Annotated in this window: 22 protein-coding genes; 10 read left to right on the forward strand and 12 right to left on the reverse strand. The window is 62.6% G+C overall.

Annotated features, from left to right (window positions below):
- The 5 genes from AB8A50_RS25175 (at position 1) to AB8A50_RS25195 (ending at position 4,985) form a co-directional block, all read left to right on the forward strand.
- Entirely contained in the window at positions 1-1,086 is a 1,086-nt protein-coding gene (locus AB8A50_RS25175) for an ABC transporter ATP-binding protein (RefSeq protein ID WP_439079278.1), read from the forward strand.
- On the forward strand, positions 1,086-1,988 hold the full coding sequence (locus AB8A50_RS25180) for a carbohydrate ABC transporter permease (protein WP_439080031.1): 903 nt from the start codon (positions 1,086-1,088) through the stop codon (positions 1,986-1,988). Before AB8A50_RS25175 ends, AB8A50_RS25180 begins: the two co-directional genes overlap by 1 nt.
- Positions 1,988-2,794, forward strand: coding sequence for a carbohydrate ABC transporter permease (locus tag AB8A50_RS25185; RefSeq protein WP_120288339.1), 807 nt, complete (start codon positions 1,988-1,990; stop codon positions 2,792-2,794). The genes AB8A50_RS25180 and AB8A50_RS25185 overlap by 1 nt, the downstream gene beginning before the upstream one ends.
- A 9-nt stretch (positions 2,795-2,803) precedes the next feature.
- Positions 2,804-3,133 (forward strand): DUF2160 domain-containing protein, encoded by a 330-nt coding sequence (locus tag AB8A50_RS25190; protein ID WP_439079279.1) that lies wholly within the window; start codon positions 2,804-2,806, stop codon positions 3,131-3,133.
- A gap of 61 nt (positions 3,134-3,194) precedes the next feature.
- Positions 3,195-4,985 carry an ABC transporter substrate-binding protein gene (locus AB8A50_RS25195; protein ID WP_439079281.1) on the forward strand — a complete coding sequence of 597 codons (1,791 nt, stop codon included), beginning with the start codon at positions 3,195-3,197 and terminating at the stop codon, positions 4,983-4,985.
- Positions 4,986-5,098: 113 nt separating this feature from the next.
- Here the strand turns inward: AB8A50_RS25195 and AB8A50_RS25200 are convergent, their stop codons facing one another.
- The 5 genes from AB8A50_RS25200 to AB8A50_RS25220 all read right to left on the reverse strand — a co-directional run bounded on the left by AB8A50_RS25200 (position 5,099) and on the right by AB8A50_RS25220 (position 10,749).
- The gene (locus AB8A50_RS25200) at positions 5,099-6,199 is read right to left on the reverse strand and encodes an alkene reductase (protein ID WP_439079282.1); all 1,101 of its coding nucleotides are present in this window, start codon (positions 6,197-6,199) and stop codon (positions 5,099-5,101) included.
- 180 nt (positions 6,200-6,379) lie between these two features.
- Positions 6,380-6,883 carry a DUF1993 domain-containing protein gene (locus AB8A50_RS25205; protein ID WP_093759626.1) on the reverse strand — a complete coding sequence of 168 codons (504 nt, stop codon included), beginning with the start codon at positions 6,881-6,883 and terminating at the stop codon, positions 6,380-6,382.
- Between the two features lie 177 nt (positions 6,884-7,060).
- Positions 7,061-8,281 (reverse strand): lytic murein transglycosylase, encoded by a 1,221-nt coding sequence (locus tag AB8A50_RS25210; RefSeq protein WP_439079284.1) that lies wholly within the window; start codon positions 8,279-8,281, stop codon positions 7,061-7,063.
- A gap of 69 nt (positions 8,282-8,350) precedes the next feature.
- Positions 8,351-9,250, reverse strand: a complete 900-nt coding sequence (locus AB8A50_RS25215) for an HNH endonuclease (RefSeq protein ID WP_175368669.1) — start codon at positions 9,248-9,250, stop codon at positions 8,351-8,353.
- Between the two features lie 47 nt (positions 9,251-9,297).
- Positions 9,298-10,749 carry a helix-turn-helix domain-containing protein gene (locus tag AB8A50_RS25220; protein ID WP_439079285.1) on the reverse strand — a complete coding sequence of 484 codons (1,452 nt, stop codon included), beginning with the start codon at positions 10,747-10,749 and terminating at the stop codon, positions 9,298-9,300.
- Positions 10,750-10,960: 211 nt separating this feature from the next.
- Between AB8A50_RS25220 and AB8A50_RS25225 the strand changes: the two genes are divergently transcribed.
- Together AB8A50_RS25225 and AB8A50_RS25230 are read left to right on the forward strand one after the other, a co-directional pair.
- Positions 10,961-11,170, forward strand: coding sequence for a DUF4170 domain-containing protein (locus AB8A50_RS25225; RefSeq protein ID WP_068733054.1), 210 nt, complete (start codon positions 10,961-10,963; stop codon positions 11,168-11,170).
- Between the two features lie 248 nt (positions 11,171-11,418).
- Positions 11,419-11,967 carry a hypothetical protein gene (locus tag AB8A50_RS25230; protein WP_439057102.1) on the forward strand — a complete coding sequence of 183 codons (549 nt, stop codon included), beginning with the start codon at positions 11,419-11,421 and terminating at the stop codon, positions 11,965-11,967.
- 5 nt (positions 11,968-11,972) lie between these two features.
- Here AB8A50_RS25230 and AB8A50_RS25235 read toward each other — a convergent pair whose 3' ends face one another.
- Entirely contained in the window at positions 11,973-12,857 is an 885-nt protein-coding gene (locus AB8A50_RS25235; protein WP_439057103.1) for a metallophosphoesterase family protein, read from the reverse strand.
- 138 nt (positions 12,858-12,995) lie between these two features.
- Here AB8A50_RS25235 and AB8A50_RS25240 point away from each other — a divergent pair, with 138 nt between their 5' ends.
- Together AB8A50_RS25240 and AB8A50_RS25245 are read left to right on the forward strand one after the other, a co-directional pair.
- Complete coding sequence (locus AB8A50_RS25240; RefSeq protein WP_093760065.1) at positions 12,996-13,484, forward strand: NUDIX domain-containing protein; 489 nt, start codon at positions 12,996-12,998, stop codon at positions 13,482-13,484.
- A 57-nt stretch (positions 13,485-13,541) separates the two neighbouring features.
- Complete coding sequence (locus AB8A50_RS25245) at positions 13,542-14,054, forward strand: GNAT family N-acetyltransferase (RefSeq protein ID WP_093759621.1); 513 nt, start codon at positions 13,542-13,544, stop codon at positions 14,052-14,054.
- 144 nt (positions 14,055-14,198) lie between these two features.
- Here AB8A50_RS25245 and AB8A50_RS25250 read toward each other — a convergent pair whose 3' ends face one another.
- From AB8A50_RS25250 to AB8A50_RS25275, 6 genes are all read right to left on the reverse strand, one after another.
- Positions 14,199-16,553, reverse strand: a complete 2,355-nt coding sequence (locus AB8A50_RS25250; protein ID WP_439079286.1) for a TonB-dependent receptor — start codon at positions 16,551-16,553, stop codon at positions 14,199-14,201.
- Positions 16,554-16,676: 123 nt separating this feature from the next.
- Positions 16,677-17,057 carry a DUF2946 domain-containing protein gene (locus AB8A50_RS25255; RefSeq protein WP_439079287.1) on the reverse strand — a complete coding sequence of 127 codons (381 nt, stop codon included), beginning with the start codon at positions 17,055-17,057 and terminating at the stop codon, positions 16,677-16,679.
- Positions 17,058-17,244: 187 nt separating this feature from the next.
- The gene (locus tag AB8A50_RS25260) at positions 17,245-19,308 is read right to left on the reverse strand and encodes a hypothetical protein (RefSeq protein WP_439079288.1); all 2,064 of its coding nucleotides are present in this window, start codon (positions 19,306-19,308) and stop codon (positions 17,245-17,247) included.
- A 9-nt stretch (positions 19,309-19,317) separates the two neighbouring features.
- The gene (locus AB8A50_RS25265) at positions 19,318-22,128 is read right to left on the reverse strand and encodes a DUF4159 domain-containing protein (RefSeq protein ID WP_439080032.1); all 2,811 of its coding nucleotides are present in this window, start codon (positions 22,126-22,128) and stop codon (positions 19,318-19,320) included.
- Positions 22,128-23,069 carry a DUF58 domain-containing protein gene (locus AB8A50_RS25270; protein WP_439079290.1) on the reverse strand — a complete coding sequence of 314 codons (942 nt, stop codon included), beginning with the start codon at positions 23,067-23,069 and terminating at the stop codon, positions 22,128-22,130. Before AB8A50_RS25270 ends, AB8A50_RS25265 begins: the two co-directional genes overlap by 1 nt.
- Entirely contained in the window at positions 23,069-24,073 is a 1,005-nt protein-coding gene (locus AB8A50_RS25275; RefSeq protein ID WP_089262552.1) for an AAA family ATPase, read from the reverse strand. Before AB8A50_RS25275 ends, AB8A50_RS25270 begins: the two co-directional genes overlap by 1 nt.
- A gap of 261 nt (positions 24,074-24,334) precedes the next feature.
- Here AB8A50_RS25275 and AB8A50_RS25280 point away from each other — a divergent pair, with 261 nt between their 5' ends.
- Positions 24,335-24,946, forward strand: coding sequence for a DUF1285 domain-containing protein (locus AB8A50_RS25280; protein WP_439079292.1), 612 nt, complete (start codon positions 24,335-24,337; stop codon positions 24,944-24,946).
- The last annotated feature ends 16 nt before the right edge of the window (positions 24,947-24,962 follow it).

Raw genomic sequence — 24,962 nt, forward strand, 5'->3', positions numbered from 1 at the left:
ATGGCCCGCATCGATCTCGTCGATCTCGCGCAGTCCTACAGCGGCAATGATGCCGACCCGGAATCATTCGCGCTGAAGCCGATCTCCATGACCTGGCGGCAAGGCGGCGCCTATGCGCTGCTCGGCCCATCCGGTTGCGGCAAGACCACGCTGCTCAATTTGATCTCCGGCATCGTGACGCCGACGCGCGGGCAGATCCTGTTCGACGGCAAGGATATCACGCCGTTGTCGACGCAGAAACGCAACATCGCGCAGGTGTTCCAGTTTCCGGTCATCTACGACACCATGACGGTCGGCGAGAATCTCGCTTTTCCGCTGAAGAATCGCGGCGTGCCGAAGGCGCAGATCGATGCACGTGTCGCCGAGATCGGCGAACTCCTCGATCTCACGCCCTATCTGGGTCGCAAGGCGACGCGGCTAACGCCCGATGCCAAGCAGAAGATCTCGCTCGGCCGCGGTCTGGTGCGCTCCGATGTCGCCGCCGTGCTGTTCGACGAACCACTGACGGTGATCGATCCCGCCCTGAAATGGGAATTGCGGTCGAAGCTGAAGGCGCTGCACCGCGCGCTGGATCTGACGATGATCTATGTAACTCACGACCAAACCGAAGCGTTGACCTTTGCCGATACGGTGGTGGTGATGCATGACGGCCGTGTCGTACAGTCCGGCACGCCGCAGGAATTGTTCGACAAGCCCGCACATACATTCGTCGGCTATTTCATCGGCTCGCCCGGCATGAATATCGTGCCGGCCGAAGTCAGCGGCCGCGAGGCGCGTATCGGCGGGCACGTGATCGCGCTGCAGCGCAGCTACGACAAGTTGCCAGCGGGCGCGACAATCGAAATCGGCGTTCGCCCCGAATTCGTCCATGTTGCGACGCCCGCACCGGGCTTGCTGTTGGCGCAGGTCGAGCGGGTCGACGATCTTGGTCGCATCAGTTTCGCGCGCGTCCGCATCGGCGGCGTCAAGTTCGCCGCGCGCGTCCCTCAGGGATTTTCTATTGCGGGGAGCGATGTCGGGCTGGTGTTCGATCCCAGCCGGGTGCACGTTTACGCCGACAGCCGCCTTGTCGAAGGGGTTGCATGATGGACAAAACCATCAATCAAAAAGCCTGGTTCCTCGTCCTGCCGGTGTTTCTCATCGTGGCGTTCTCCGCGGTGCTGCCGCTGATGACGGTCGTGAACTATTCGGTGCAGGACACCTTCGGCAACAACCAATTCTTCTGGAACGGCGTCGGCTGGTTCAAGGAGCTGCTTGATCCGTCCAGCGATCTCGGCGGGCGCTTCTACGCGTCCCTGCTGCGCAATCTGGCTTTCTCCGCGATCATCCTCGCCATCGAAGTGCCACTCGGCATTCTGGTCGCGTTGTCGATGCCGCGTGACGGCTGGCGCGTCGCAGCCTGCCTCGTGATCCTCGCGCTGCCGCTTTTGATTCCATGGAACGTGGTCGGCACCATCTGGCAGATCTTCGGGCGGCCCGACATTGGCCTGCTCGGCTACACGCTCAACCACATGGGTATCGACTATAATTACGTGTCGAACGAGTTTGATGCCTGGGCCACCGTCATCGTGATGGATGTCTGGCACTGGACCAGCCTCGTCGCGCTGCTGTGTTACGCAGGCCTGAAATCGATCCCCGATGCTTATTATCAGGCGGCACAGATCGACGGCGCGTCGCGCTGGGCGGTGTTTCGCGCGATCCAGTTGCCGAAGCTCAACCGTGTGTTGCTGATCGGCGTGCTGTTGCGTTTCATGGATAGTTTCATGATCTATACCGAGCCCTTCGTGGTCACCGGCGGCGGCCCCGGCAATTCGACCACCTTCGTCTCCATTGAGCTTGTCAAGATCGCGCTCGGCCAGTTCGATCTCGGCAAGGCTGCGGCGCTGTCGCTGGTCTACAACATCATCGTGCTGATCGTGTGCTGGATATTCTACACCGTGATGACCAATGCCGGCGTCGATCACACCAAGCGCGAGGGAGCGGTCTGATGCATACGATCCCTGGGCGTCGCATTATCCTGTTACTGTTTTTGGTGTTCTTGCTGCTGCCGATCTACTGGCTCGTGAATATGAGCTTCAAGACCAATGGCGAGATCGTCTCGACCATGACGCTGTGGCCGCACCAGCCGACGCTGGAGAACTATACCCGCATCTTCACCGACGAGAGCTGGTATTCCGGTTACATCAATTCGCTGAAATACGTCATCATTAACACCATCCTGTCGATCTCTTTCGCGCTGCCGGCAGCTTACGCGTTCTCGCGCTATCGTTTCCTCGGCGACAAGCACCTGTTCTTCTGGCTGCTGTCGAACCGGATGGCGCCGCCCGCCGTGTTCGCGCTGCCATTCTTCAATCTCTATTCAGCCATAGGCCTGTTCGATACGCCGTGGGCAGTGGCGCTGGCGCATTGCTTGTTCAACGTCCCGCTGGCGGTGTGGATTCTCGAAGGCTTCGTGTCCGGCGTGCCGCGCGAGATCGACGAGACGGCGTTTCTGGATGGTTACTCGTTCCCGAAGTTCTTCGTGAAGATTCTCGTGCCGCTGATCGCGTCGGGCATCGGCGTCGCTGCCTTCTTCTGCTTCATGTTCTCCTGGGTCGAATTGCTGCTTGCGCGCACGCTGACCTCGGTGAATGCCAAGCCGATCTCGGCGGTCATGACGCGCACTGTATCCGCCTCCGGCATGGATTGGGGCCTGCTCGCCGCCGCCGGTGTGCTGACCATCATCCCCGGCGCGCTCGTCATCTGGTTCGTCCGCAATTACATCGCGCGCGGTTTCGCGCTTGGCCGGGTCTAGGAGGTCGTCATGGAAAACATCGCATGGATGGCCTGGACGTCGCCGACGGCGATCTTCTTCGGCCTGCTGGCACTCACGCTGGGCACCATGACTTGGCTCGCAGTCGCTTATCCCGAAGCCGAACGCATCGGCATCCTGCGCATTCCCACCACGCGCGGCGACCGGCTGTTCCTGTCGCTGATCGCGGCGGCCGTCATCCACCTGTTGTGGATCGGCTTCGTCGGCAGCGATCCGATCGCGACGCTGCCGATCGGCGAGGAGGGAGTTGAAATCTCGAATCTGTGGTTCGGGACATTGATTTCGCTGGTCTCGGCGGTGGCAATTTTCCGCACCGTCTGACCGGCATGGACTGCAGTCCCGGGATGAACCCGGGCCTGAAACGGAAGTGAGGGAGGAAGCTATGAGGCACCTGACGACACAGGCACGTCGCCCGACGCGCCATATCATGATGACCAGCGCTGCTGCGTTGATCACGGCGACTGCGTTGCTCGCCGCGCCGGCCAAGGCCGACGACGCCACCATTCAGAAGTGGATCGACAGCGAATTCCAGCCGTCGACGCTGTCGAAGGCAGAGCAGCTGAAAGAACTGCAGTGGTACGAGAAGGCCGCGCAGCCGTTCAAGGGCATGGAGATCAATATCGTCTCCGAAACCATCACCACGCACGAATACGAATCGCGCACGCTGGCCAAGGCGTTCTCCGAAATCACCGGCATCAAGCTGAAGCACGACCTGATCCAGGAAGGCGACGTGGTCGAGAAGCTGCAGACCCAGATGCAGTCAGGCAAGAACGTCTATGACGGCTGGATCAACGACTCCGACCTGATCGGCACGCATTTCCGCTACGGCCAGACCATCGCGCTGTCGGACTACATGACCGCAGAAGGCAAGGACGTCACCAGCCCGACGCTCGACGTCAAGGACTTCATTGGAACGTCCTTCACCACCGCGCCGGACAAGAAGATGTATCAACTGCCGGACCAGCAGTTCGCCAATCTTTACTGGTTCCGGTACGACTGGTTCACCAATCCCGACTACAAGGCCAAGTTCAAGGCCAAGTATGGCTACGATCTCGGCGTGCCCGTGAACTGGTCGGCCTATGAAGACATCGCTGAATTCTTCACCAACGACATCAAGGAGATCAACGGCGTCAAGGTCTATGGCCACATGGATTACGGCAAGAAGGATCCGTCGCTCGGCTGGCGTTTCACCGACGCCTGGCTATCGATGGCCGGCAATGGCGACAGGGGTCTTCCGAATGGTCTGCCCGTCGATGAGTGGGGCATTCGCATGGAAGGCTGTCGTCCGGTCGGCTCCTCCGTCGAGCGCGGCGGCGATACCAACGGTCCGGCAGCGGTCTACTCGATCGCGAAATACCTCGACTGGATGAAGAAGTATGCCCCGCCGCAGGCGCAAGGCATGACCTTCTCGGAGTCGGGACCGGTGCCGGCGCAGGGCAATATCGCCCAGCAGATGTTCTGGTACACCGCCTTCACCGCCGACATGGTGAAGCCGGGTCTTGCGGTCATGAATGCCGACGGTACGCCGAAGTGGCGCATGGCCCCGTCGCCGCATGGCTCGTACTGGAAGGAAGGCATGAAGCTCGGCTATCAGGACGTCGGTTCGGGCACGCTGCTCAAGTCGACGCCTGCCGATCGCCGCAAGGCGGCCTGGCTCTATCTGCAGTTCATCACCTCGAAGACGGTGTCGCTGAAGAAGAGCCATGTCGGTCTCACCTTCATCCGTGAGAGCGATATCTGGGACAAGTCGTTCACCGAACGTGCGCCGAAGCTCGGCGGTCTGGTCGAGTTCTATCGCTCGCCGGCCCGCGTGCAGTGGTCGCCGACCGGCAACAACATCCCGGACTATCCGAAGCTGGCGCAGTTGTGGTGGCAGAACATCGGCGATGCGTCGTCCGGTGCGAAGACCCCGCAGCAGGCGATGGACTCACTCGCCGCAGCTCAGGATTCGGTGCTCGAACGTCTTGAACGATCCAAGGTTCAGGGCGAATGCGGACCGAAACTGAACAAGAAGGAAACCGCCGAGTTCTGGTACAACAAGTCCGCGAAGGACGGCAACATCGCGCCCCAGCGCAAGCTGGCCAACGAGAAGCCGAAGGGCGAGACGGTAGACTACGACACGCTGATCAAGTCGTGGCCTGCGACCCCGCCGCAGAAGCGCGCGTCGAACTAAGGCGAACTTTCTGAACAACAAAAAAGGCCGGGAGCGATCCCGGCCTTTTCTCTTGCTGTCATTCCGGATTCGCGCCCGCAAAGATGCGTGCGCGCCCCGGAATGACGGCGTACTTACTCCGCTGCCTGCTTCGCGCCCAGCACCGGATAATCCGTGTAGCCCTTGGCGCCGCCGCCATAGAACGTCGCCTTGTCGGCATCGTTGAGCGGCGCGCCGATCTTCAGGCGCTCGACCAGATCCGGATTCGAGATGAACGGCTTGCCGAAGGCGATCAGGTCGGCGGCATCGGCCGCTAGCACCTTGTTGGCCAGCGCGAGATCGAAGCCGTTATTGGCGATATATGTGCCCTTGAAGCGCTTGCGCAGGCTGGCATAGTCGAACGGTGCCACGTCGCGCGGACCGCCGGTCGCGCCTTCGACGACATGTAGATAGACCAGCTTCTCGGCGCTGAGCCCGTCAGTGATGTAGTCGAACAGCTTTTGCGCCTGCGTATCGGCGGCGGCATCGTTGGCCGGCGTCACCGGCGAGATGCGAATGCCGGTTCTGTCGCCGCCGATTTCCTTGGCAACTGCCGCGGCCACTTCCAGCATCAGTTTGGCGCGGTTCTCGAGCGAACCGCCATAGGCGTCGGTGCGCTTGTTGGTGCTGTCACGCGCGAATTGCTCAAGCAGATAACCGTTGGCGCCATGGATCTCCACGCCGTCGAAGCCGGCTTCGACCGCATTGGCAGCGCCGCGGGCGAAACTGTCGATGACGCCTTGAATTTCACCCAGCTCCAGCGCGCGGGGCTCCGAGACGTCGGTGAAGGTGTTGTTGACGAAGGTCTTGGTGTTGGCGCGGATCGCCGAAGGGGCCACCGGCGCTCCGCCATTCGGCTGCAGGCTGACATGCGAGATACGGCCAACGTGCCAGATCTGCATATAGATATGACCGCCCTTGGCATGCACGGCCTCGGTCACGTTCTTCCAGCCGGCGATCTGCTCCTTGGTGTAGACGCCCGGGACGTCCTGATAGCCCTGGCCCTGCTGCGAGACGGGTGTGCCTTCGGTTACCAGAAGGCCGGCGCTGGCACGCTGGCTATAATATTCGACCGCTAGCGGATTCGGTACGTTGCCCGGCAATGCGCGATTGCGCGTCAGCGGGGCCATTACCGTGCGATTGGTCAGCGTGTTCGCACCAAGCTTGTAGGGTTCGAAGAGTTTGGACGTGCTCATGATGAATGATCCAGTCGATGAAAGGTGAAATCGAATTGGGCATCATGCAGCGCATTGGCAATACCGCTGCGCTGCATGTCGTTGGTTCAGGATAAAGCGATCGTAGCGATGACGGATTGAATGATCATGATCTCTCTATCGGTCGGCCAGTAGTCGAATATCCTTTGGTGATGGTCCGGCTTACTGCGCGCCGAGGAAGTCGCGCTTGCCGATCTCGATGCCGCTATGCCGGAGAATGCCGTGGGCGATAGCGACGTGGAAGTAGAAGTTCGGCAGCGAGAAGCTGCTCAGATACTGCTGGCCCGTCATGGTCGTGGTCTTGCCGCCGCCGATCGGAAACGTGACCTCGCGTACGTCGGCGCCTTCGAATTGAGCCGGCGTGAAGCCCTTCACATAATCCATCGCCTTGGCCAGACGCTGCTTCAATTCGCCAAAGGTTTTCTCGGTGTCCGGCACCGACTGCGGTTCGTTCTGGGTGAGTCGGGCGCAACCGCGCATGGCCTGATCGCAGGCAACCTGAACCTGGCGAGAGAGCGGCAGCATGTCGGGATAAAGCCGCGCGCCGAGCAAGGCTTCCGGCTCTATCTTCTTCGCGGTTACGTGGGCCTCAGCCTTGTCAAGAATGGCGGAGAGGCTGCCGAGCATCTGCAGATAAGCAGGCACGGCGGAATCGTAAAATGACATGTGATGCTCTTTTGTGAGGCGTTTCGAGGCACAGCGGGGAAGGTGCAGAAAGATGCTGTTGCATGGACTTGGGGGGCGGCCAGCCGAATTCAACCGCCCCGGCCTTACAAAAGAGAAGAAATTTCGAGCGTGATCTCGAGACGTGGATACCGTTTCTCGGATCAGCTAAATCAGGCTCTAGCGCCCGGATTTCAGCGCCGTCAACAATTCAGCCGTCGGCCAGGAGTCCGCGGGCAGGCCGAATTTGACCTGCATGGCTTTGACGGCCGTGCGGCTCTGCTGGCCCAGGATGCCGTCGATCTTGCCGACATTGAAGCCGCGCTTCGCCAGCAGTTGCTGCAGCTCGCGGAGTTCGGGATGTGACAGCTGCGCGACAGGGGCGGACGGCTGCCGCATCTTGGACGCGCCATTGATGCGGGTGGCGAGATAGGCCGCGGTGGTCGAATAGATCAGCGAGTTATTCCATTCGGTATAGGCGGCGAAATTCGCGTAAGCGAGGAAAGCGGGACCGTGGCGGCCCATCGGCAGCAGCAGCGAGGCCGGCATGCTGTCATTCGGCAGCGGTCGCCCGTCGGGATAACTCACGCCGAATGACGCCCATTTGGCGCGTGGCAGTTGAATGGTGAGATCGGCCTGATCCCAAGGTACGTTCTCGGTGACCCGCACCTCTTGCAGCCATGGTTCGCCGCGCCGCCATTTAAGGCCCGTGGAAATGTAATGCGCCGTCGAGCCGATTACGTCGGCGGGGCTGCGCAGCAAATTACGATGGCCATCGCCGTCGTAGTCGACGGCATAGTTGAAATAATGCGTCGGCAGAAACTGCGTCTGGCCGAGCTCGCCGGCCCATGAGCCGATCATCTCGGCCGGCGACAGGTCGCCGCGATCGATGATCTTCAGCGCGGCGATGGTCTCGTCCTGAAACATCTTCGAGCGCCGGCAGTCATAGGCCAGCGACACCAGCGAGCGCAGCGTCTGCAGATTGCCCATCTGCACGCCGAAGTCGCTCTCCAGCGCCCAGAACGCGGCGATGACCGCTGGCGGCACGCCATATTCCTTCTCGGCGCGCGCAAAGGCTGCGGCGTTCGCCTTGATCTTCAACTGCCCGTTCTGCATCCGGTAATCCGCCGCCATGCGGCCGGCGAATTGCGTGAACAACTGCCCGAACACCCGCTGCCCGCGGTCGCGATTGACGATGCCCTGATCGTAGACGAGATAGGGCGCCGCTTCCGCCATCGCGCGTTGCGATACCCCGCTAGCGACAGCCTGCTGTTTCAGCCCGGCAAGGAATTGATCGAAGCTCTGGCCGCCATGGCAGGATGCGGCGCGCTGGGCGGAGGCGGGGGAGGCGAGGGCGATCAGGGCTGATGTTGCGAGCAGGATTGCAAATCGAATCGACATAAATATTCGCAGCATGAAGGCCCTTTCGGTCGTCATGCCCGGGCCTGTCCCGGGCATCCTTATGGACAGTTATTGTTTGAAGCAATTGTCGCGATGCCAACTTAAGAAATGTGGATGCGGCCGCTGTGACGTTCGTTGAGGCGGAAGCGCATGGCCATTCTTGTTGACTAGAGCGCGGACGCTCTCAAAATCATTCACGTGACGAGAAATGAGGATTTCAAGTTCGTCGGAGAGGCTAATCAATCCACGGTCGAACATCCAATGAGCTGTGCCTGAAAGAGCGATCCCGTTGTTGATGATGTCGGGGCCATTCGCTTCGACAGGTCGAATGTGAGCTGCATCGACCTCGGCGCGACCACCGCCATTGATAAGCTTGAGTCCAGTCACCGCACAGCGCCGATCATAAGCGTCGAGAATGATGCGCCGAAAAGCTCGATTTCGGACAATTCGTGAAGTGAGATAGTTCAACCGATCTCGCGTTTCTTCGAATTTGAAAGGAGCTTGTACTTCGTCGAATTGTGGGATGGATGTGATGTCGCCAATTCTTGGTAGGACTTGATCGCTCTCATCGAGCCCGAGCGTTAAAATGCGTTCAAAGTCCGTTGGACTAATCGGCCGCACGGCAGACTGGGCTCGACCCGAAATTCGGCCTTGCTCGTTCAGGACGCCGCGCTCAATGACGCCCTGGGCGTCGGTGAAGGGAACAGGTGTCGCGAAATCGAGGTAGCTCGATGGTTCGATTAGTGCGAGATACATGCCTGCTGCTGAAGGGTCTGGGATAATCCGCTCAACCTTGGCAATGGCAAAGTAGCCACGTGTCGCTTCGACCTTGCGCGGTTCGTAATAGATGATCCAGTCGCCAACGAAGGTCTGTGCCCGGCTGAGGTACTGACTCGGAAATTGATACTGCTCGGCCGGGCTGTCGTCGTAGATCGAATCTGTGCGGTGAATGAAAACCCCAAATCCCATGCGATCTGTATAGCACGGCTTTTTCTACCGCAAAGGCTCGGGGCGCCTCACAACTCCCGCGCATTGCTGAACGCAAAGCTCGACACCCGCCGCGTATTCTCGTCCAGGATCAGGCTGCGCGTGATCGGCGGCTCCGCGCGCTGGCTGCAGTTTTCGCGCTCGCAGAGGCGGCAATTGACGCCGATCGGCGTGCCTTCGGTCTTTTCCAGATCGAGGCCGGCCGAATAGGCCAGCTTGCCGGCGTGGCGGATCTCGCAGCCGAGGCCGATGGCGAAGCGCGGTTGCGGCTGCGGCTGCGGATGCGGCGCTGCTGGCCGACGTAGCGTCTGTGCGATGGAGAAATAGCGGCTGCCATCGGGCAGCTCGATCACCTGGCTCAGCAGGCGGTCCGGTGTGTCGAATGTCGAATGCACGTTCCACAGTGGACAGGTGCCGCCGAATTTCGAGAACGGGAAGGTTCCGGATGAAAACCGCTTCGACACGTTGCCAGCATTATCGACGCGCAGCATGAAGAACGGCACGCCGCGCGCATTCGGCCGCTGCAGCGTGGTGAGGCGATGACAGATTTGCTCGAATCCGACATTGAAACGCTGGCCGAGCACCTGCACGTCATAGCTCAGCGCTTCCGCGGCGGCATGAAACGCTGCATAGGGCATCAGTGCCGCCGCTGCGAAATAGTTGGCCAGCGTGATGCGATAGAGCCGCCGTGTGGTGTCGTCGAGCGGCCCGGCGCGGCCAATGATGGTCTCGAAATGCGATGAACATTCGACGAGGCCGATCTGGAACGCGACCTGAAAGGCGCGGCCGGGAGCATCGACCATTTCGGAGATCAGCAATTGCCGGCGATGCCGGTCGAAACGTCTGAGCGTCTCGCGCATCACGTCCACCGGCATGATGCGGGTCACGATCGAGTATTTGTCGCGCAGTCGTGCGCTCAGCGCCGCAAACAGATCCTGCGACGGCACGTTGATCTCGTCGCGTAGGCCTTCGGAGGTCGTTTCGAGTTCGGGGAAGTAATTGCGGTTGGCCTCGATCAAATCACGCACGCGCTCGATCGGATTGGCTTCGAAGGGCGCGCCTTCGTGCCGATCGGCCATCTGCGCCGCCACCATGGTCTCGCCGCGCCGCGCTTCGGTATAAGCCGCATAGAGCCGCTGCAGCGCATGCGTGACGCCGGGACAGAGTTCGGCAAGGTCGCGCAATTCCTGTTTCGGCAAATCGATCTGGCGAAACAGCGGATCGGAAAAGATTTCGTTCAGCTCCGCGAAGAAGCGATCTTCATCCGCCGTCGCGAGATCGCGGAGATCGAGGTCATAGGTCTCGGCGAGGCGCAGCAGCAACTGCGCGGTGACCGGCCGCTGGTTGCGCTCAATCAGATTGATGTAGCTCGGCGAAATGCCGAGGCCCTCTGCCATCTGGGTCTGGGACAGGCCCTGTTGCTGCCGGATCCGCCTGAAGCGCGGCCCCACGAACAGCTTCTTGCCAGACTCGCCCGCCATCCGCGCCAATTCCTGGTTCCCGAGTCGCCACTCGGTCGTTGATTGTGACAAAATCGACAAAATGACATTTATTATAAGTCGTGATGTTACATCACATCACCATTCAAACACAAGGCATCTGGTGGTTTTGCCTGACATGGCGTTATCTGTTCACACGGTGAATGCATCGCATGTCACGAATGTCGATTTAAGGAATGAACAGGAGCACGACATGTCACACGGTAGCAATTTCTGGGTCATCGGCGGCGAGTTCGGTTCGATGAACTTCCACAAGCTGGTTGAAGGCTCGGCCCAGGTGCAGGGCCCGTTCAAGACGCGCAAGCAGGCCGAAGAAGCCTGGAAGACCGTGTCGGAAGAGAATCGCCACCGCGCCGGCGTCCGCTTCTCCATCGTCGAAGAGCCGAGCCGCCAGGTCGCTTAGGACCGACGGTTCGCCTGAGGCTGAGACCCGAGCGGCGCCAGTGCCGCCGCTCGCCTCAAGCCTGTCGCTGATTTGCCCATAAGAAGACGTCCAAGGATATCAGCGGCCTCATCCGGGAAACCGGGTGGGGCCGTTGATGCGTTTAGCGGCCAAGCCTCTGGAAACAAACGGCCTTTCCGGCACTCGTGGTTACTGATAGGTTACTGACCGGTGGATGGCGCGCTCAGGCAGCCAGAAAGGGGTCCAGCGTGGCGAGTAACGGGACGAAGCCTGTCGAGGAAGTCAGGCCGCAGCGACTGCGCGACGCGTTGCGTCAGGCCCGCATCGAGGCGGCCGATCGCACCGGTGTCGTCGTCGAGTTGCGCGATGCCGAAGTGGCGCGGCTGGAGATCCTCAATGAAGCGCTCGATCCGCTGTTCGCCGAGATTCCTGTTGGCATCGAGATGTTCGACCGAGGCATCAGCCAGGGCGACACGCCGCGGCTGTGGATCGACATGGTCGCCCATGTGGCGATGGGGCGCGACAAGCGCATGTATCGCTTCGTGCAGGACACCCGCCACGGTCGCGTGGTGCTGGCCGAGGCGCATGACGTTCCGACCATCGTAAAGGCGGTCACCGACTATATCGCGCGCCGCATGATTGAGCGCGAGCACGCGCTGGTGACAATGCCGGCGCCGGAGGTAGCGACGGCGGTGAAGAAGCCGCGCAGCAGATTCTGGCCGTTCGTGTTCGGTGTGATTGTCGGCGTCGTGGGACTATTTGCGCTCGCGCTGTTCGCGTCCGTGCGCGGACATTAGTCACGCTACACCAGCATCGTCCGCGTCAGCTCGTGCACCATATTGCTGCCCCCGAATCCTCGCACCGTCTGCTCGCAGCGCCAGCGTTCGCCGTCGCGTTCGATGGCGAACAGATTGTAGGCGGCTGCCGGCTTGTGGCCGTGTGCAACCGATGATGCCGATGGCACGCCGATTGCGGGAATGCGCCGCTGTGGGCCGTCGAACCACATGGTCGAATGAATGTGGTCGTGGCCGTGCAGGATCAGTTCGACGCCGTGGCGCTTGAGCACAGCTTGCAGCGCTTCGGAATCCGTCAGTCGCTTCATTTTCTGCTTTGAGCGTAGCGGATGATGAATCAGCAATACGCGAAACAGATGAGCGTCGGCGAGGCCGCCAAGCATAATGTTGAGCGCCTTAAGCTGTGCGTCGCCGAGCGAGCCCGTCGCCATGAACGGCGCGGTTGGCACACTCGACGACACGCCGATCAGAGCCAGCGGGCCGCGGATACGCAGAAATGGAAAGCGCGTATCGGGGGTGCCGTCACTGCGCATATAGTCGCCGAAAGTCTCGGCGAAACGTTCGGGTGCTCCGCGCACATAGGCGTCGTGATTGCCGGGTACCAGCGAGACCTTGTCCGGTGTGCCGACGCTTTCGATCCAGCGGCGCGCGCGCGGGAATTCGGCATCCAGGGCGAGATTCACGAGATCGCCAGTGACGGCAATATGGTCCGGCTGCTGCGCCTGCATGTCGCTGACGATGACATCCAGCATATCGCGGCGGTGGATCAGATGCCGGTTACGCCGCCAGTTCAGATAGCCGAGCACGCGCTGGCCCAGGAGCTCGCGCCATTGCGGCTCTGGCATCGGCGGAACATGCGGATCGGACAGATGGGCGAGGGTGAAAGCGGTCATGAGAAGCGATCTGTCCCTGCGCGTATGTGAACAAGCCGGCTCAATGCGCCCTCATGCCTGTGAAATCCCTGCATGTTTTGGCAAGGTGGGGCATATGACGCAAGCACCCACCGTGTCGCCAGCCAGGAATTTGCCGCGATGACCTCACCGACGTTGCGGCAGCGGCTGGAGCCGACCCTGCGCAAATTCGTGCATCTGTATTTCCGCTTCGCCCGCGGCATGACCTTGGGCGTCCGTGCCGTGGTGCTGGACGCTGACAATCGCGTGTTTCTAGTCCGGCACACTTATGTCACCGGCTGGTATCTGCCCGGCGGCGGCGTCGAAGTCGGCCAGACCTTTCGCGAGGCGCTAGACATGGAGCTGCGGGAAGAGGGGCGCATCGAACTCACGGGAGAGCCGGTTCTGCATGGCGTCTTCCTCAACAGCCATGTCTCGATCCGCGATCATGTGGCGGTCTATGTGGTCAGGCAGTTCCGGCAGGACTGGTTGCCCGAGCCCAATCGCGAAATCGCCGAAACCGGTTTCTTCGCCCTCGATGCCCTGCCTCACGACACCACCGAGGGCACCCGGCTGCGGCTGGCCGAGATCTTCGACGGCAAGCCGATCAGCGCTACCTGGCGGGTCTGATCCCGTCCGCCCGGGCAATGGACCGCGCGCCCGCCAAATGCTATCCCGCCTCCCGACATGAATGACCTTTCTCTGACCATCCTGGCGGAAACCGCCAACGACGCCCAGATCATCGAACGGCTGCATGCCCGCACCTTCGGCCCGGGCCGTTACGTGCTATCAGCCTACCGGCTGCGTGAACATGTCGGTCATCTGCTCGACCTGTCTTTCACGGCACGGATCGGCACGCTGCTGGTCGGCTCGGTCCGGCAATTGCCGATCTGTGTGGGTGATACGCCGGCACTGCTGCTCGGGCCGCTGACCGTCGAGCCGCCATTCCGCAGCCGCGGCGTCGGCCGCAAGCTGCTGGACCGCGCCATCGCCGATGCGCGCAAGAAGGGGCACAAGCTCATCGTGCTGGTCGGCGACGAGCCCTATTACCGCCGGGTCGGCTTCAAGGCGATCCCTAAGGGCAATGTGACCATGCCGGGTCCGGTCGATCAAAACCGGTTGCTTGTGCTCGAGCTGGTGGAGGGCGCCGCTACGGGTCTCGCCGGCGCCGTTCGGCCGGATTGGGACGCGGCGAAGTAATTTTTTGATCCAAGCCGTCATTCCGGGGCGCGCGCAGCGTTAGCTGCGAGCGAACCCGGAATCTCGAAGTGATAGAACCGCATGAGGTTCCGGGTTCGCGCATTCAGCCGCGCTGAATGCACGCCCCGGAACGACGAGTACCAATCAGAACTTCACACTCGCAAACGCCCGCACATTCAGTCCGGGTTGCAGCACATTGTCCTTGTTATAGGACACCGCATTGCGGATGTTCTCGTTCAACAGGTTGTTCCCGACCACGCCGACGGTCATCTCCTTGGCGCCGTAGATGCGCGAGTCGAGCAGCGTCTTGTAGCTCACTTCTGCCTTCAGGAGATTGTAGCCCGATGTCGGCGTCTCCGCGATCTCAGCGATGTCGTTCTGCGCGAAAGCGTGCAGCAAGTTCACGCGCGCGAACCAGTTGGCATCGCGCCAGAACAGGCCGCCGCCGGCACGCACGGGCGGGATGCGCGGCACATTGGTGCCGTCGCTGAAGGTCGCGCGCACGATGTCGGCCTGGGTCTCGATGCCCCATGTGCCGCCATAGATTTGCGCAACGTCGAGCTGGCTCTGGAATTCGCCGCCGCGGAAGGTGGCGTCACGCTGCGAATAGATCGCCTGGTTCAGTTCGAGGCCAAGCCCCGCCTGGCAGACTCCATCTCCGCAGGTGTTGCCGGTCAGGCGGCGATAGATGAAGCCGTTATACTGCGTGTAGTAGCCGGTGAGCTCGAAGCGGAACGGACCGGCGGCACGGCGCAGGCCGAGTTCGACCGACTTCGCCGTCTCGATGCCGAGATTGGGATTGCCGATGTCGAAGGTCTCCGTCGCATCATGTCCGCCGCGCGAGAACAGTTCGGCCGGCTTCGGTGCGCGTTCGGTATATTGCGCGGTGATGCTGGCGGAGAGCCCATACCAGGGCAGATCCTGGATCAACCCGATGCTGCCGCTCTTCGGCGTGAAGGTCAGGTTACGCCCGACCGCCGGCCCGATCGCGCCCGGATCTGCATTGAGATCGAACTCGTTCGGGATCGACGATGGCGTCGTGCCCGACAGTTCAACATGCTCGATGCGGCCGGCGATCTGGGCCTTCGTGGTTTCGGTAAACTTGAACTCGTTGAAGCTGTAGCCCGCGACCCTTGTATTCTTGTTCGGATCCCATAGACCATTGAGAGGGCTGCCGATGTCGTCGGGGCTCGGTGCCGTCAGCTCCTGATGATTGACCTGCAGGCCAAAAGCCGAAGTAATCGTGGCGAAGCGCGCGTTGAAGGGCATCATCTGCACTTCGAGCCGGCCTTCCTGTTCCTTGTTGGTGAAGGTCTGGCGCACGCCGTCAGACAAGAGATCGCTGGCGTCGGCAAGGCCGATCTCGTTATGCTTGTAGTCCGTCGCGCCGACCCAGAAGCGGATCGCTTCGACCGCCGCGGCGTCCGGGCGATATTCGCCCTTCGCCGTGAACTTGGTTTGCTGGCCGGCGATACGGGTGCCGACCTGCGCGCCTTCAACGCCCGGAATGCGATAGGTCGTGTTGTTCTGTGTGATCGCCGCGCCGATATAGCCGCCGGTGAAGAAGTAGGAGCCGCCGACCGATGCGCCGGCCGACTGGTTAGCCGAGTTCGGCTGACGCCCGTTGAAGGCGAGGCCGGGCGCGGCATAAGGATAGCTCGGCACATTGTAGTCGCCGGCCTTGCGGCCATAGACATCGGCATGAACCGCGACATTGCCGCCGCCGGCATCGAGCAGGATGCCGCCATCAACACCGCGATCCACCGAACTGAACGAGGTGCGGACTTCGGCATTCATGCAGCCCGGCGCCGCGAGACCGGCGGCCGGCGCCTTCACCGGCATGCCATAGCTCTGGAACGGCGCCGCCACGGCGCAGTTCGGCAGCGCGTCGGGAATGCGATTGTTGGAGGCGCTGACCACGCCGCCGATCGACTGCGAGCCATAACGCAGCGTCGCCGGGCCGCGAATGACTTCGACCTGATTGGCGGCGAACGGATCGACAGGCACGAAATGATCTTCGCCGAGATCGGATGCGCCATTGCTGCCGATGCCGTTCTCGACGATGCCGACGCGGTTGACGTCGAGACCCCTGATGATCGGCCGGCTCGATGCGCCCGGTGCGTAGCCGGAGCCGGTGATGCCGGGCTTGTTGGCGAGGAGGTCGCCGAGCGTCGAGGCACCGGAACGGCGGATCTCGTCATTCGGCACCACGGTGACGGTGGCGAACTGATCGGTAACGATCGGCAATTCGCCCTGCTGCGCCTGCACGGCCGGCTCCGCCTCGACGGGGACCGGCGCGGCATTACGGTTCGGCGCGGGGCGCGTGACATGGGTATGCGCGGTGCGTGATGGCACTGGCTTGCGGCGCACGATCGGGCTTGGCGCGGTGACTTCTACGGCGGGAAGCTGCGTCTGCGCCAGCGCGGATTGCGGAAGGCAGCTCAGTCCCACCACGGCAGATGTGCCGAGCAGGAGGGCGCGCTTGAATTGAATCGACATAGGTTTGTCCTGACTTCACCGGCCGCGCGCTCGGGCGCTTGCGCCGGGACTCGCGGTGATGCGAATCTGACTTCGGTTACGCCGTTCGCGAGGAATTCGCGGCAGCGATCGTCAAAGGTCGTGTCAGGATACAGGAGGGCCGCGCGGCTGCGATGCGCCGCTGATGGCGTCGAGATGGTCGAACTCAGCCTCGGTGATCCGCTGCAGCAGGACGGCGGCAGCCTGCGGCAACAGCAGGACCGGCGGCGCGGCGAACAGCGCTGTACCGGCCATCGCCATGACGGCGCAGATTGCGCAGGGATCAGCTGCGCGGTGATGGTGGTCAGTATCGGGAGCGGCCGGTGTTTGCGCAACGTCGCTGGCGGAGAGTGCCAAGGTAGCGTCGAGAGGGGCAGCATGGACCGTCCCGCCGTGAACGTGGCCGAATGACAGAACGAGCTGCACCGCCAGCGCGAACAGCGCCAGCTTTGCCCCTTGTCTGATATTCGCGCGAAACCACTTCATGCCGACAGGCTGCCCCGGCATCGGTCGGCGGAGAGGTCTGCCAGCACCGATGTTATAATGTAACATCGCGCAACGGGCGGCCGGGTGTCAACGGCCAGTCATCTCCGGACATAGAAACCCGGCCTGCTGTGGGATTACGGCAACGCTGCCTTCTTCCCTCTCCCCGCAAGCGGGGCGAGGGAAGAAGCTACCGGCTCTCTCTTAGCCACGTCGCCGCAAAGGCGCCCAGCAGCAACAGCAAACCGATCAGGCCGGCAAACATCGGCAGCACGCCAACGCCGCGGACCACGCTGGCATCGCGCATATGCACGCCCATCCAGCCGTCGCCGCGGAATACGGTCGAGGAGCGCACCGGCACGATGCGCGGCAGCTCGATGCCCGAGCCCTCATTGATCCGTCGGGCGTCGCCACCACTGGCCTGCGCCAGCGGCTTCAGCATCTCGGTGGTCGAGGTGACCTCGGAAAATTCCTTCGGGTTGATCGGGCCGACATTGATCAGCGCCTTCAGTGTGCCGTCGGTGGCCTGCCACAGGCCGAGTTCATCGGCTGGCGTGGTTGCACGCCACAGTCCGGGCTCGCCGGCACTGAGCGTCAGTTCGCGGGTCTTGCCTGATGGCGAGGTCACCGTCACGGGCTGCACGGCGTCGCCCATGGTCTGGCGCAGCACAACGAGATCCTTGCCCTGACTCTGCAGCTTGAGTGCTTCCTCGTCGAGATCCGGCTGCTTCATCAGCCAGTGCGACGTGCGACGAAGCAGATCGAGATGCGGGCCGCCACCTTCATAGCCGCGCGCCCACAGCCAGATGTGATCCGACAGCAGCAGCGCGACGCGGCCTTCGCCGGAGCGTGACAGCAGCAGCAGCGGCTGGCCGTCGGCGCCAGTCATCACAGGCGGCGTGGTGGTGTTTCGCGTCTCGACGGTGCGGAAGAAGCGGCTCCATTTCGGCGGCTCGGAATTGGAGCCTTCGAGCCCGCGCGTCACCGGATGACGTTTGCCGATATCGCTGAGATGCGCATAGAACGGCTTCTCGCTGACACCCACGGGCTCAGCAGGCAGCACCGAATCTAGCGGCGTGCGCCAAATCGAGGTGTTCGACGCGTAATCGGGGCCGGCCGAGACCAGCACTGCGCCGCCGGCGCGGACATAGCGCGCGATATTGTCGAAATAGGCGATTGGCAGCACGCCCTGGCGGGCATAGCGATCGAAGATGATCAGCTGGAATTCGTGAATCTTCTGCTGGAATAATTCGCGGGTCGGGAAGGCGATCAGCGATAGCTCGTTGATCGGCGTGCCGTCCTGCTTCTCTGGCGGGCGCAGAATCGTGAAGTGGACAAGGTCGATCGAGGCGTCGGACTTCAGCAGGTTGCGCCAGGTGCGCTCGCCGGAATGCGGTTCGCCAGACACCAGTAGCACGCGAAGTTTGTCGCGGACGCCATCGATGGCGACCACTGCGCGGTTGTTGACCAGCGTCAGTTCATTATCGAGCGGTGAGGCTTCGATCTCGACGATGTTCGGGCCGGCATGCTTGATGTCGATATCGACTGACACGGTCTGGCCGGACAGCACCGTGCGCTCGCTCAGCGTATCGCCGTCGCGGCGGATGGCGACACGGGCGCGCTCGCCGGTGACGCCCTGGTCGTCAAGGCGAAACGTGACGCGTTGCGACTGGCCGACAATGCCAAACCTGGGAGCGGCAGTGATGGCGATGCGGCGATCGCGTTCGTCCTTGCGGCCGGTGATCAGCGCATGGACCGGCGCATTGAAGCCGAGACCTGCGACATTGGCCGGGATGTCATGGACACGGCCGTCGGTGATCATAAAGGCACCTGCAACGCGGTCGGTTGGGACGTCGGAGAGCGCCGATGAGAGAGCGCCGAACAATTTGGTGCCGTCGGTCTCACCGTCAGCCTGTCCGGCTTCGACGACACGGACTTCGAGGCCTTTGACCTGCTTGAGGCGATCGACCAGTTGCTTCTGCGCCTCTTCGGTCTCCTTCGTGCGCTCGCCGAAATTCTGGCTCGGGCTCTTGTCGATGACGACGGCGGCGACCGATGTGAGCGGTTCACGCTCCTCGCGCGTAAACGATGGATTGGCCAGCGCCAGCAGGATCAGCGCCAATGCGGCGACACGCACGGCGGCGCCGCGGGCGCGGCCGAGCAATAGCAGCGCCGATATCACCACGACGGCGGCGAGGCCGATCCACAGCGCGATGGTCGGGACGAGGGGCGTAAACGCGATGCCGTACTGCATTTCGCGCTCCTATTGTCCGAGACGCTCGATGAGCGCGGGCGCGTGGACCTGATCGGCCTTGTAATTGCCGGTCAGCGTGTACATCACGATGTTGACGCCGGCGCGGAACGCGAATTCGCGCTGCCGCGGTTCGCCGGGCGTCAGCGGCAGCATCGGTTGGCCATCGGGCCGCATCGCCCAGGCGCCGGCGAGATCGTTCGAGGTGATGATGATCGGCGACACGCCGTCACCGCCGCGGGCGGGACGCGAGGCTGCGTCATCGCCGTCGTCGCGCGGCAGCGTCTCGACCCAGGTCGGCCCGGAATTGAAGCGGCCGGGGAAGTCGCGCAGCAGATAGAAGGTCTTGGTCAGTACATGTTCGCGCGGCACCGGCTCGAGCTCCGGCACATCCAGCGAGGACAGGATGTTGCGCAGCGTCAGCATGCCCGGCGTCTGCGACTCGCCGTTCGGTCCGGGCGGCGCTTCGGCGGCATCGCGGGTGTCGAACAGCACCGTGCCGCCTTGCTTCATGTAAGCGTCGATGCGGTTGATGGCCTCCTGCGGCGGCTTGGCGGCACCGGGAATGATCGGCCAGTAGATCAGCGGGAAGAAGGAGAGTTCGTCGCGAGAAGGATCGACGCCGACCGGCTCGCCCGCTTCCAGCGCGGTGCGTTGCGCGAGAAACAGCGTCAGGCCGGTCATGCCGGACTTGACGATCGAGTCGACGTCGGCATTCCCAGTGACGACATAGGCCAGACGCGTCTGGGACACCGCCTTGACGGCGAAATCGTCGCTGGCCGGATCGGCGCGTGACGGCGTCGGTGCGCCCATCACACTCGTCAGCGCGAGAGCAACTGCGAGTGCGGTCGACACAGCGCGGCGGAACATCGCGGCAATGGCGCCGCCCAGCAGCGCGACGATGATAGCGTCGACCAAAAACAGGGCCAGTGCCGTGGAGAGCAGGATGCCGCGGAGGTCGCGCGGTTCGGCATTGGTGTAGCTGGCGCGGTTGGCATTCAGGCCTGAGAAATCGATAGGCTCAATGCGATCGGCCGATGCCAGTGCATTAACTGCGAGCGGACCATCGGCAGGGCCATAGAAGCCCGGCGGGTGATCGAGCGTGGCGCGGTCGCGATAGTCGGCGGCGAGCGGCTTGGCCGTCGATGGCGGCGGAGTGAATGCGCCGAAACCATCGAGCGTGCGCAGCGGAGCAACCGTTTCGGCGCCGGTCTCGCCGGCGACACCTGCGCCGGGCGTGGACGTGTAGCCGGAGATATCGACGACCCTGCGCAGCATTTCGACGAAGGTGCCAGACAATGGCAGGTCGGACCAGCGCATATCGGCGCTGACATGGAACAGCGTCACAAGACCCTTGCCGCGGCGTTCGCCGGTGACCAGCGGCGTGCCATCGACCAGCGATGCCCAGCTCTTCGAGGCCAACGCGGCGTTGGGTTCGGCGAGCACCTGGCGGTTCACGGTGATGTCTCTCGGCACAGGGAGGCCAGCGAATGGGCCGTCGGCGGCGAAGGACGCCAGATGTTGTGGCTTCTCCCAGGTCAGGCTGCCGCCGAGGCTGCGGTCGCCGCGGCGCAGTTTCACCGGGACGAGATCGTCGTCGCCTTGCGCGAGGCGTGGGCCAGCAAAGCGCACCAGCACGCCGCCCGCATCGATCCAGGCATTGAGGCGCTCGCGGATTTCCGGCGACAGGGTGCCGACGTCCGCCAGCACGATCATTGGGAGCTTCTGGTCGAGGAACTGGGTGATCGCCTGTTGCGGCGCGCCGCGATCGCCGAGGCGCACATCCGCGAATGGCGCCAGCGCGCGCGTTAGATAGAAGGTCGAGGCTAGCAGCGGCTGCGCGGTATCGTTGGTGGCGCCCGAGACGATGCCGATGGCGCGACGGCGCCAGCGCTTGTCCAGCAGTTGCACGGCGCCGGCGGAGCGTTCGCCGGTGATTTCAAGCCGCGCGATGTCGTTGCGCAGTTCCACGGGCAGATCGAACGAGGCTTCGGTCTCGCGGTCGTTCGGTGTGAACAGGAATTTGGCTTCGCCAACCGGCGATCCCTTCTGGTCGAGGCCGCGCACCACGCCGCCATCCGGGCCGCCGCTATTGGCGCGCAGCACCTTCACGGTCATTTTCGCCGCGGCATTTTCCGCTGCGACCAGCGCATGGGCCGGCGTCGCGCCGCCGTCATAGATGGTCAGTGTGCGGTCGCCGATGGTCTTGGCGAGGCCCTGTGTGAAGTCCGCGCCACGGCCGGTGTCGACGCCATCGGAGAGCCAGACGATTTCGCTGTCGCCGGTGGTTTTCAGGAAGCGCTCCAGCGCGGGCAGCGTATCGACGCGGTCGATCGCATAGGGCTTCGGCGAGAGCTGACGCAGCGCGACGCGTGCGGTGCCGCCGGGTAGCATTGTGATGTCGCGGTTCGGTTCCGACAGCGGAACAAGGGCCACGCCGCGGCGGTTGCTGTCGGCATTGGCGATCAGCTCGTCGGCGGCTTTCACGCGTGCATCCCAGCTTGCGGCGGCGCTCCAGCCGTCATCGAGCAGGATCGTCAGCGGCGCATTGCTGCCGGCCGTGCCGGTCTGCGGATTCCAGATCGGGCCGGCCGCGGCAAAGATGATCAGCGCCGCAGCCAGCAGGCGCAGCAGCGTCAGCCACCATGGCGAGCGTGACGGGGTTTCTTCCTTCGGCGTGATATCGAACAGCAGACGTGTCGGCGGAAACGCGATGCGCTGCGGGCGCGGTGGCATCACGCGCAGCAACCACCATAGCACCGGGAGGCTGATCAGGCCGAGCAGCAGCAGCGGTTGGGCAAAGGCGAGCGGAAAGCCACCGATCATGCTGAACGTCCTGCCTTGACCATGCCGCCGCCGGCAGATTTGCTAACCATCATGCCGCCATGCAGGAACAGCAGCAGCTCAGCCGCCGAGCGGCTGGTGGTGTGTGTCGAGAACAGCCAGCCGAGCTTGGCGGTCTCGGCGCGGATTTCCTCGCGATGTGTGGCGACGCGCGCGACGTAATCCTCGGCCCAGGTCTGCGCCCGTCCGGCGGTGATCACGTTGCCGCTTTCCGGCTCGACGAATTCGACGCGGCCGGAGTAAGGGAAACTCTCCTCGGCGGGATCGACGACCTGCACCAGCGCGCCATGCGCGCCGGACGACGACAGTCCCGCCAGCATTTCCTTGATCTCTGGCATCGGCGACCAGAAGTCGCCGAGCACCACGATCTCCGCCAGCGCCGACGGGACGAAGGACGGCGGCAGGCTGGCGCGGTTTGTCGTGTCGTGCAGCATCGCCTGCGCCATCTTGTCGATGACGCTGCGGCTCGAGGTTGGATTCATCAGGCCGGGCACGCCGACGCGTTCACCGCCAGCCACCAGCAATTCAGCCAGTGCGAAGGTGACGATCAGGGCGCGTTCGAGCTTGCTGTCGCGCGCGCCCTTGGAGGCAAAGGCCATCGACAGCGACCGGTCGGGCCACAGCCAAACTGTGTGCGCGGCTTCCCATTCCTGCTCACGGACATACAAATGATCGTCGCGCGCCGAACGGCGCCAGTCGACATTCTGCGACGGTTCGCCGGAGACGAAGCGCCGATATTGCCAGAAACTTTCGCCATGGCCCGCGCGGCGTCGGCCATGCAGGCCATGGATGACGGTCGCAGCAATGCGCCGGGCCTCCAGCACCAGACGTGGCAATGACGCAGCAAGCGAACGGCTTTCACCATCGGCGCGGCGGACTGCGATGATCTCCTGCGTGGCGTGATCTGGCGCTGCGGCCATTAACCGATCCGCGTCTTGAGCTGACGGATGACGTCGGGGACTGTGCGACCTTCGGCACGCGCCGAGAAGGTCAGCGCCATACGATGCTTCAGGATCGGTTCGGCGAGATAGAGCACGTCGTCGATCGACGGCGCGAGACGGCCATCGAGCAATGCACGGGCACGCACTGCCAGCATCAGCGACTGTGATGCGCGAGGACCTGGGCCCCAGGCGATCAGCTTGCTGGCATCGCCTGCGTCCGGTCCCGGACGTGCCGAGCGCACCAATGTAAGAATCGCTTCGACCACGCTGTCGCCGACCGGCAGACGGCGGATTAGGCGCTGCGCGGTAATCAGCGTTTCAGCGGTCACGGCAGCCTTGGCGATGGTTTCTTCGGCGCCGGTGGTTTCGAACAGGATGCGGCGTTCAGCATCGCGATCCGGATAATCGACGTCGATCTCCATCAGGAAGCGATCGAGCTGCGCTTCCGGCAGCGGATAGGTGCCTTCCTGCTCCAGCGGATTCTGCGTGGCCAGCACATGGAACGGCTTCGGCAGATCGTGCCGGGCGCCGGCGACGGTGATGTGCTGTTCCTGCATCGCCTGCAGCAATGCGGATTGCGTGCGCGGCGAGGCGCGGTTGATTTCGTCGGCCATCAGAAGCTGTGCGAAGACAGGTCCCGAGATGAAGCGGAACGAGCGCTTGCCGGCGACGCTCTCGTCCAGCACTTCGGCGCCGAGAATGTCTGAAGGCATCAGGTCGGGGGTGAACTGGATGCGCTTGGCATCGAGGCCGAGCGTGACGCCCAGCGTTTCCACCAGCTTGGTTTTGGCGAGGCCCGGTACACCGATCAGCAGCGCATGGCCGCCGGACAGGATGGTCACCAGCGTGTTTTCGACGACGCGTTCCTGGCCGAAGATGACAGTGGAGATCGCTTCCTTGGCGGCGCGCATCTGGCCAGCCACCTGTTCCGCGGAGCGGACAATCACGTCTTCGAGTTTCTCGACACTGTCAGCGCCAGCCATCCATTGCTCCTTCGGGTGAACGGCGCCTGAAATACGCCGCCGCATTTGTCGTCACGCCATCTTAGTATTCCATGGACCTGATGCTAAACTTAAGCGAAGGCCATGTATTTGTTGAATTAAACTATCCCCACAATATCGGGATGCGGCTATGAACTGCATCACGTTGTGGCGAGTTTGAATGTGACATCGCACGTTTCAAGACTTGAGGTTCAAGACTTGCACCAAACGTGCCAAATGGCAGTGGTAAAGTCAGGGCAAACAATGGCGAAGCAAGGGCAGATCGCAAATCAGGGGCTGGATGGCCTGACCACTGCGGCGAAGGATGCGGCGGCCAACGGTAAAGCCGGCAAGGGCCTGCCGCCGGTGCATCTGTGGAATCCGCCATTCTGCGGCGATCTCGACATGCGAATCGCTGGCGATGGTACGTGGTTCTATTTGGGAACGCCGATCGGCCGGCCCGCATTGGTGCGGTTGTTCTCAACGATCCTGAAGCGTGAGGGCGGCAAGCACTTTCTCGTGACCCCCGCGGAGAAGGTCGGCATCACCGTGGACGATGCCCCATTTCTCGCCGTCGAGATGCTCAAGGAGCAGGACACGCGCGGCACGGTGTTGAAGTTTCGCACCAATGTGGACGATTGGGTGGAGTGTGACAGCATACACCGGCTGCGATTCGAGATGGCTGAGGACGGCGGGTTGACGCCCTATCTGCATGTCCGCAGTGACCTGTGGGCCAAGGTGACGCGGGCGGTCTATTACGATCTGGTTGACATGGGCGAGGAGCGGATGGTCGATGGTACTGCGATGTTCGGCATCGCCTCCGCGGGCGCGTTTTTCGCCATGGCCGATGCGGAGCAGGTGAGGGAAGCTACATAAGTGAGCCGGGCGAATG

This window comes from Tardiphaga sp. 841_E9_N1_2 (genome assembly GCF_051811065.1).
GTDB lineage: Bacteria > Pseudomonadota > Alphaproteobacteria > Rhizobiales > Xanthobacteraceae > Tardiphaga > Tardiphaga robiniae.

What these genes read in the sequence shown, in the direction of transcription:
- AB8A50_RS25175 (WP_439079278.1), top strand. Translation starts at nt 1, where the DNA reads ATGGCCCGCATCGATCTCGTCGATCTCGCGCAGTCCTACAGCGGCAAT.
- AB8A50_RS25180 (WP_439080031.1), top strand. Translation starts at nt 1,086, where the DNA reads ATGGACAAAACCATCAATCAAAAAGCCTGGTTCCTCGTCCTGCCGGTG.
- AB8A50_RS25185 (WP_120288339.1), top strand. Translation starts at nt 1,988, where the DNA reads ATGCATACGATCCCTGGGCGTCGCATTATCCTGTTACTGTTTTTGGTG.
- AB8A50_RS25190 (WP_439079279.1), top strand. Translation starts at nt 2,804, where the DNA reads ATGGAAAACATCGCATGGATGGCCTGGACGTCGCCGACGGCGATCTTC.
- AB8A50_RS25195 (WP_439079281.1), top strand. Translation starts at nt 3,195, where the DNA reads ATGAGGCACCTGACGACACAGGCACGTCGCCCGACGCGCCATATCATG.
- AB8A50_RS25200 (WP_439079282.1), bottom strand. Translation starts at nt 6,199, where the DNA reads ATGAGCACGTCCAAACTCTTCGAACCCTACAAGCTTGGTGCGAACACG.
- AB8A50_RS25205 (WP_093759626.1), bottom strand. Translation starts at nt 6,883, where the DNA reads ATGTCATTTTACGATTCCGCCGTGCCTGCTTATCTGCAGATGCTCGGC.
- AB8A50_RS25210 (WP_439079284.1), bottom strand. Translation starts at nt 8,281, where the DNA reads ATGTCGATTCGATTTGCAATCCTGCTCGCAACATCAGCCCTGATCGCC.
- AB8A50_RS25215 (WP_175368669.1), bottom strand. Translation starts at nt 9,250, where the DNA reads ATGGGATTTGGGGTTTTCATTCACCGCACAGATTCGATCTACGACGAC.
- AB8A50_RS25220 (WP_439079285.1), bottom strand. Translation starts at nt 10,749, where the DNA reads ATGGCGGGCGAGTCTGGCAAGAAGCTGTTCGTGGGGCCGCGCTTCAGG.
- AB8A50_RS25225 (WP_068733054.1), top strand. Translation starts at nt 10,961, where the DNA reads ATGTCACACGGTAGCAATTTCTGGGTCATCGGCGGCGAGTTCGGTTCG.
- AB8A50_RS25235 (WP_439057103.1), bottom strand. Translation starts at nt 12,857, where the DNA reads ATGACCGCTTTCACCCTCGCCCATCTGTCCGATCCGCATGTTCCGCCG.
- AB8A50_RS25240 (WP_093760065.1), top strand. Translation starts at nt 12,996, where the DNA reads ATGACCTCACCGACGTTGCGGCAGCGGCTGGAGCCGACCCTGCGCAAA.
- AB8A50_RS25245 (WP_093759621.1), top strand. Translation starts at nt 13,542, where the DNA reads ATGAATGACCTTTCTCTGACCATCCTGGCGGAAACCGCCAACGACGCC.
- AB8A50_RS25250 (WP_439079286.1), bottom strand. Translation starts at nt 16,553, where the DNA reads ATGTCGATTCAATTCAAGCGCGCCCTCCTGCTCGGCACATCTGCCGTG.
- AB8A50_RS25255 (WP_439079287.1), bottom strand. Translation starts at nt 17,057, where the DNA reads ATGAAGTGGTTTCGCGCGAATATCAGACAAGGGGCAAAGCTGGCGCTG.
- AB8A50_RS25260 (WP_439079288.1), bottom strand. Translation starts at nt 19,308, where the DNA reads ATGCAGTACGGCATCGCGTTTACGCCCCTCGTCCCGACCATCGCGCTG.
- AB8A50_RS25270 (WP_439079290.1), bottom strand. Translation starts at nt 23,069, where the DNA reads ATGGCCGCAGCGCCAGATCACGCCACGCAGGAGATCATCGCAGTCCGC.
- AB8A50_RS25275 (WP_089262552.1), bottom strand. Translation starts at nt 24,073, where the DNA reads ATGGCTGGCGCTGACAGTGTCGAGAAACTCGAAGACGTGATTGTCCGC.
- AB8A50_RS25280 (WP_439079292.1), top strand. Translation starts at nt 24,335, where the DNA reads ATGGCGAAGCAAGGGCAGATCGCAAATCAGGGGCTGGATGGCCTGACC.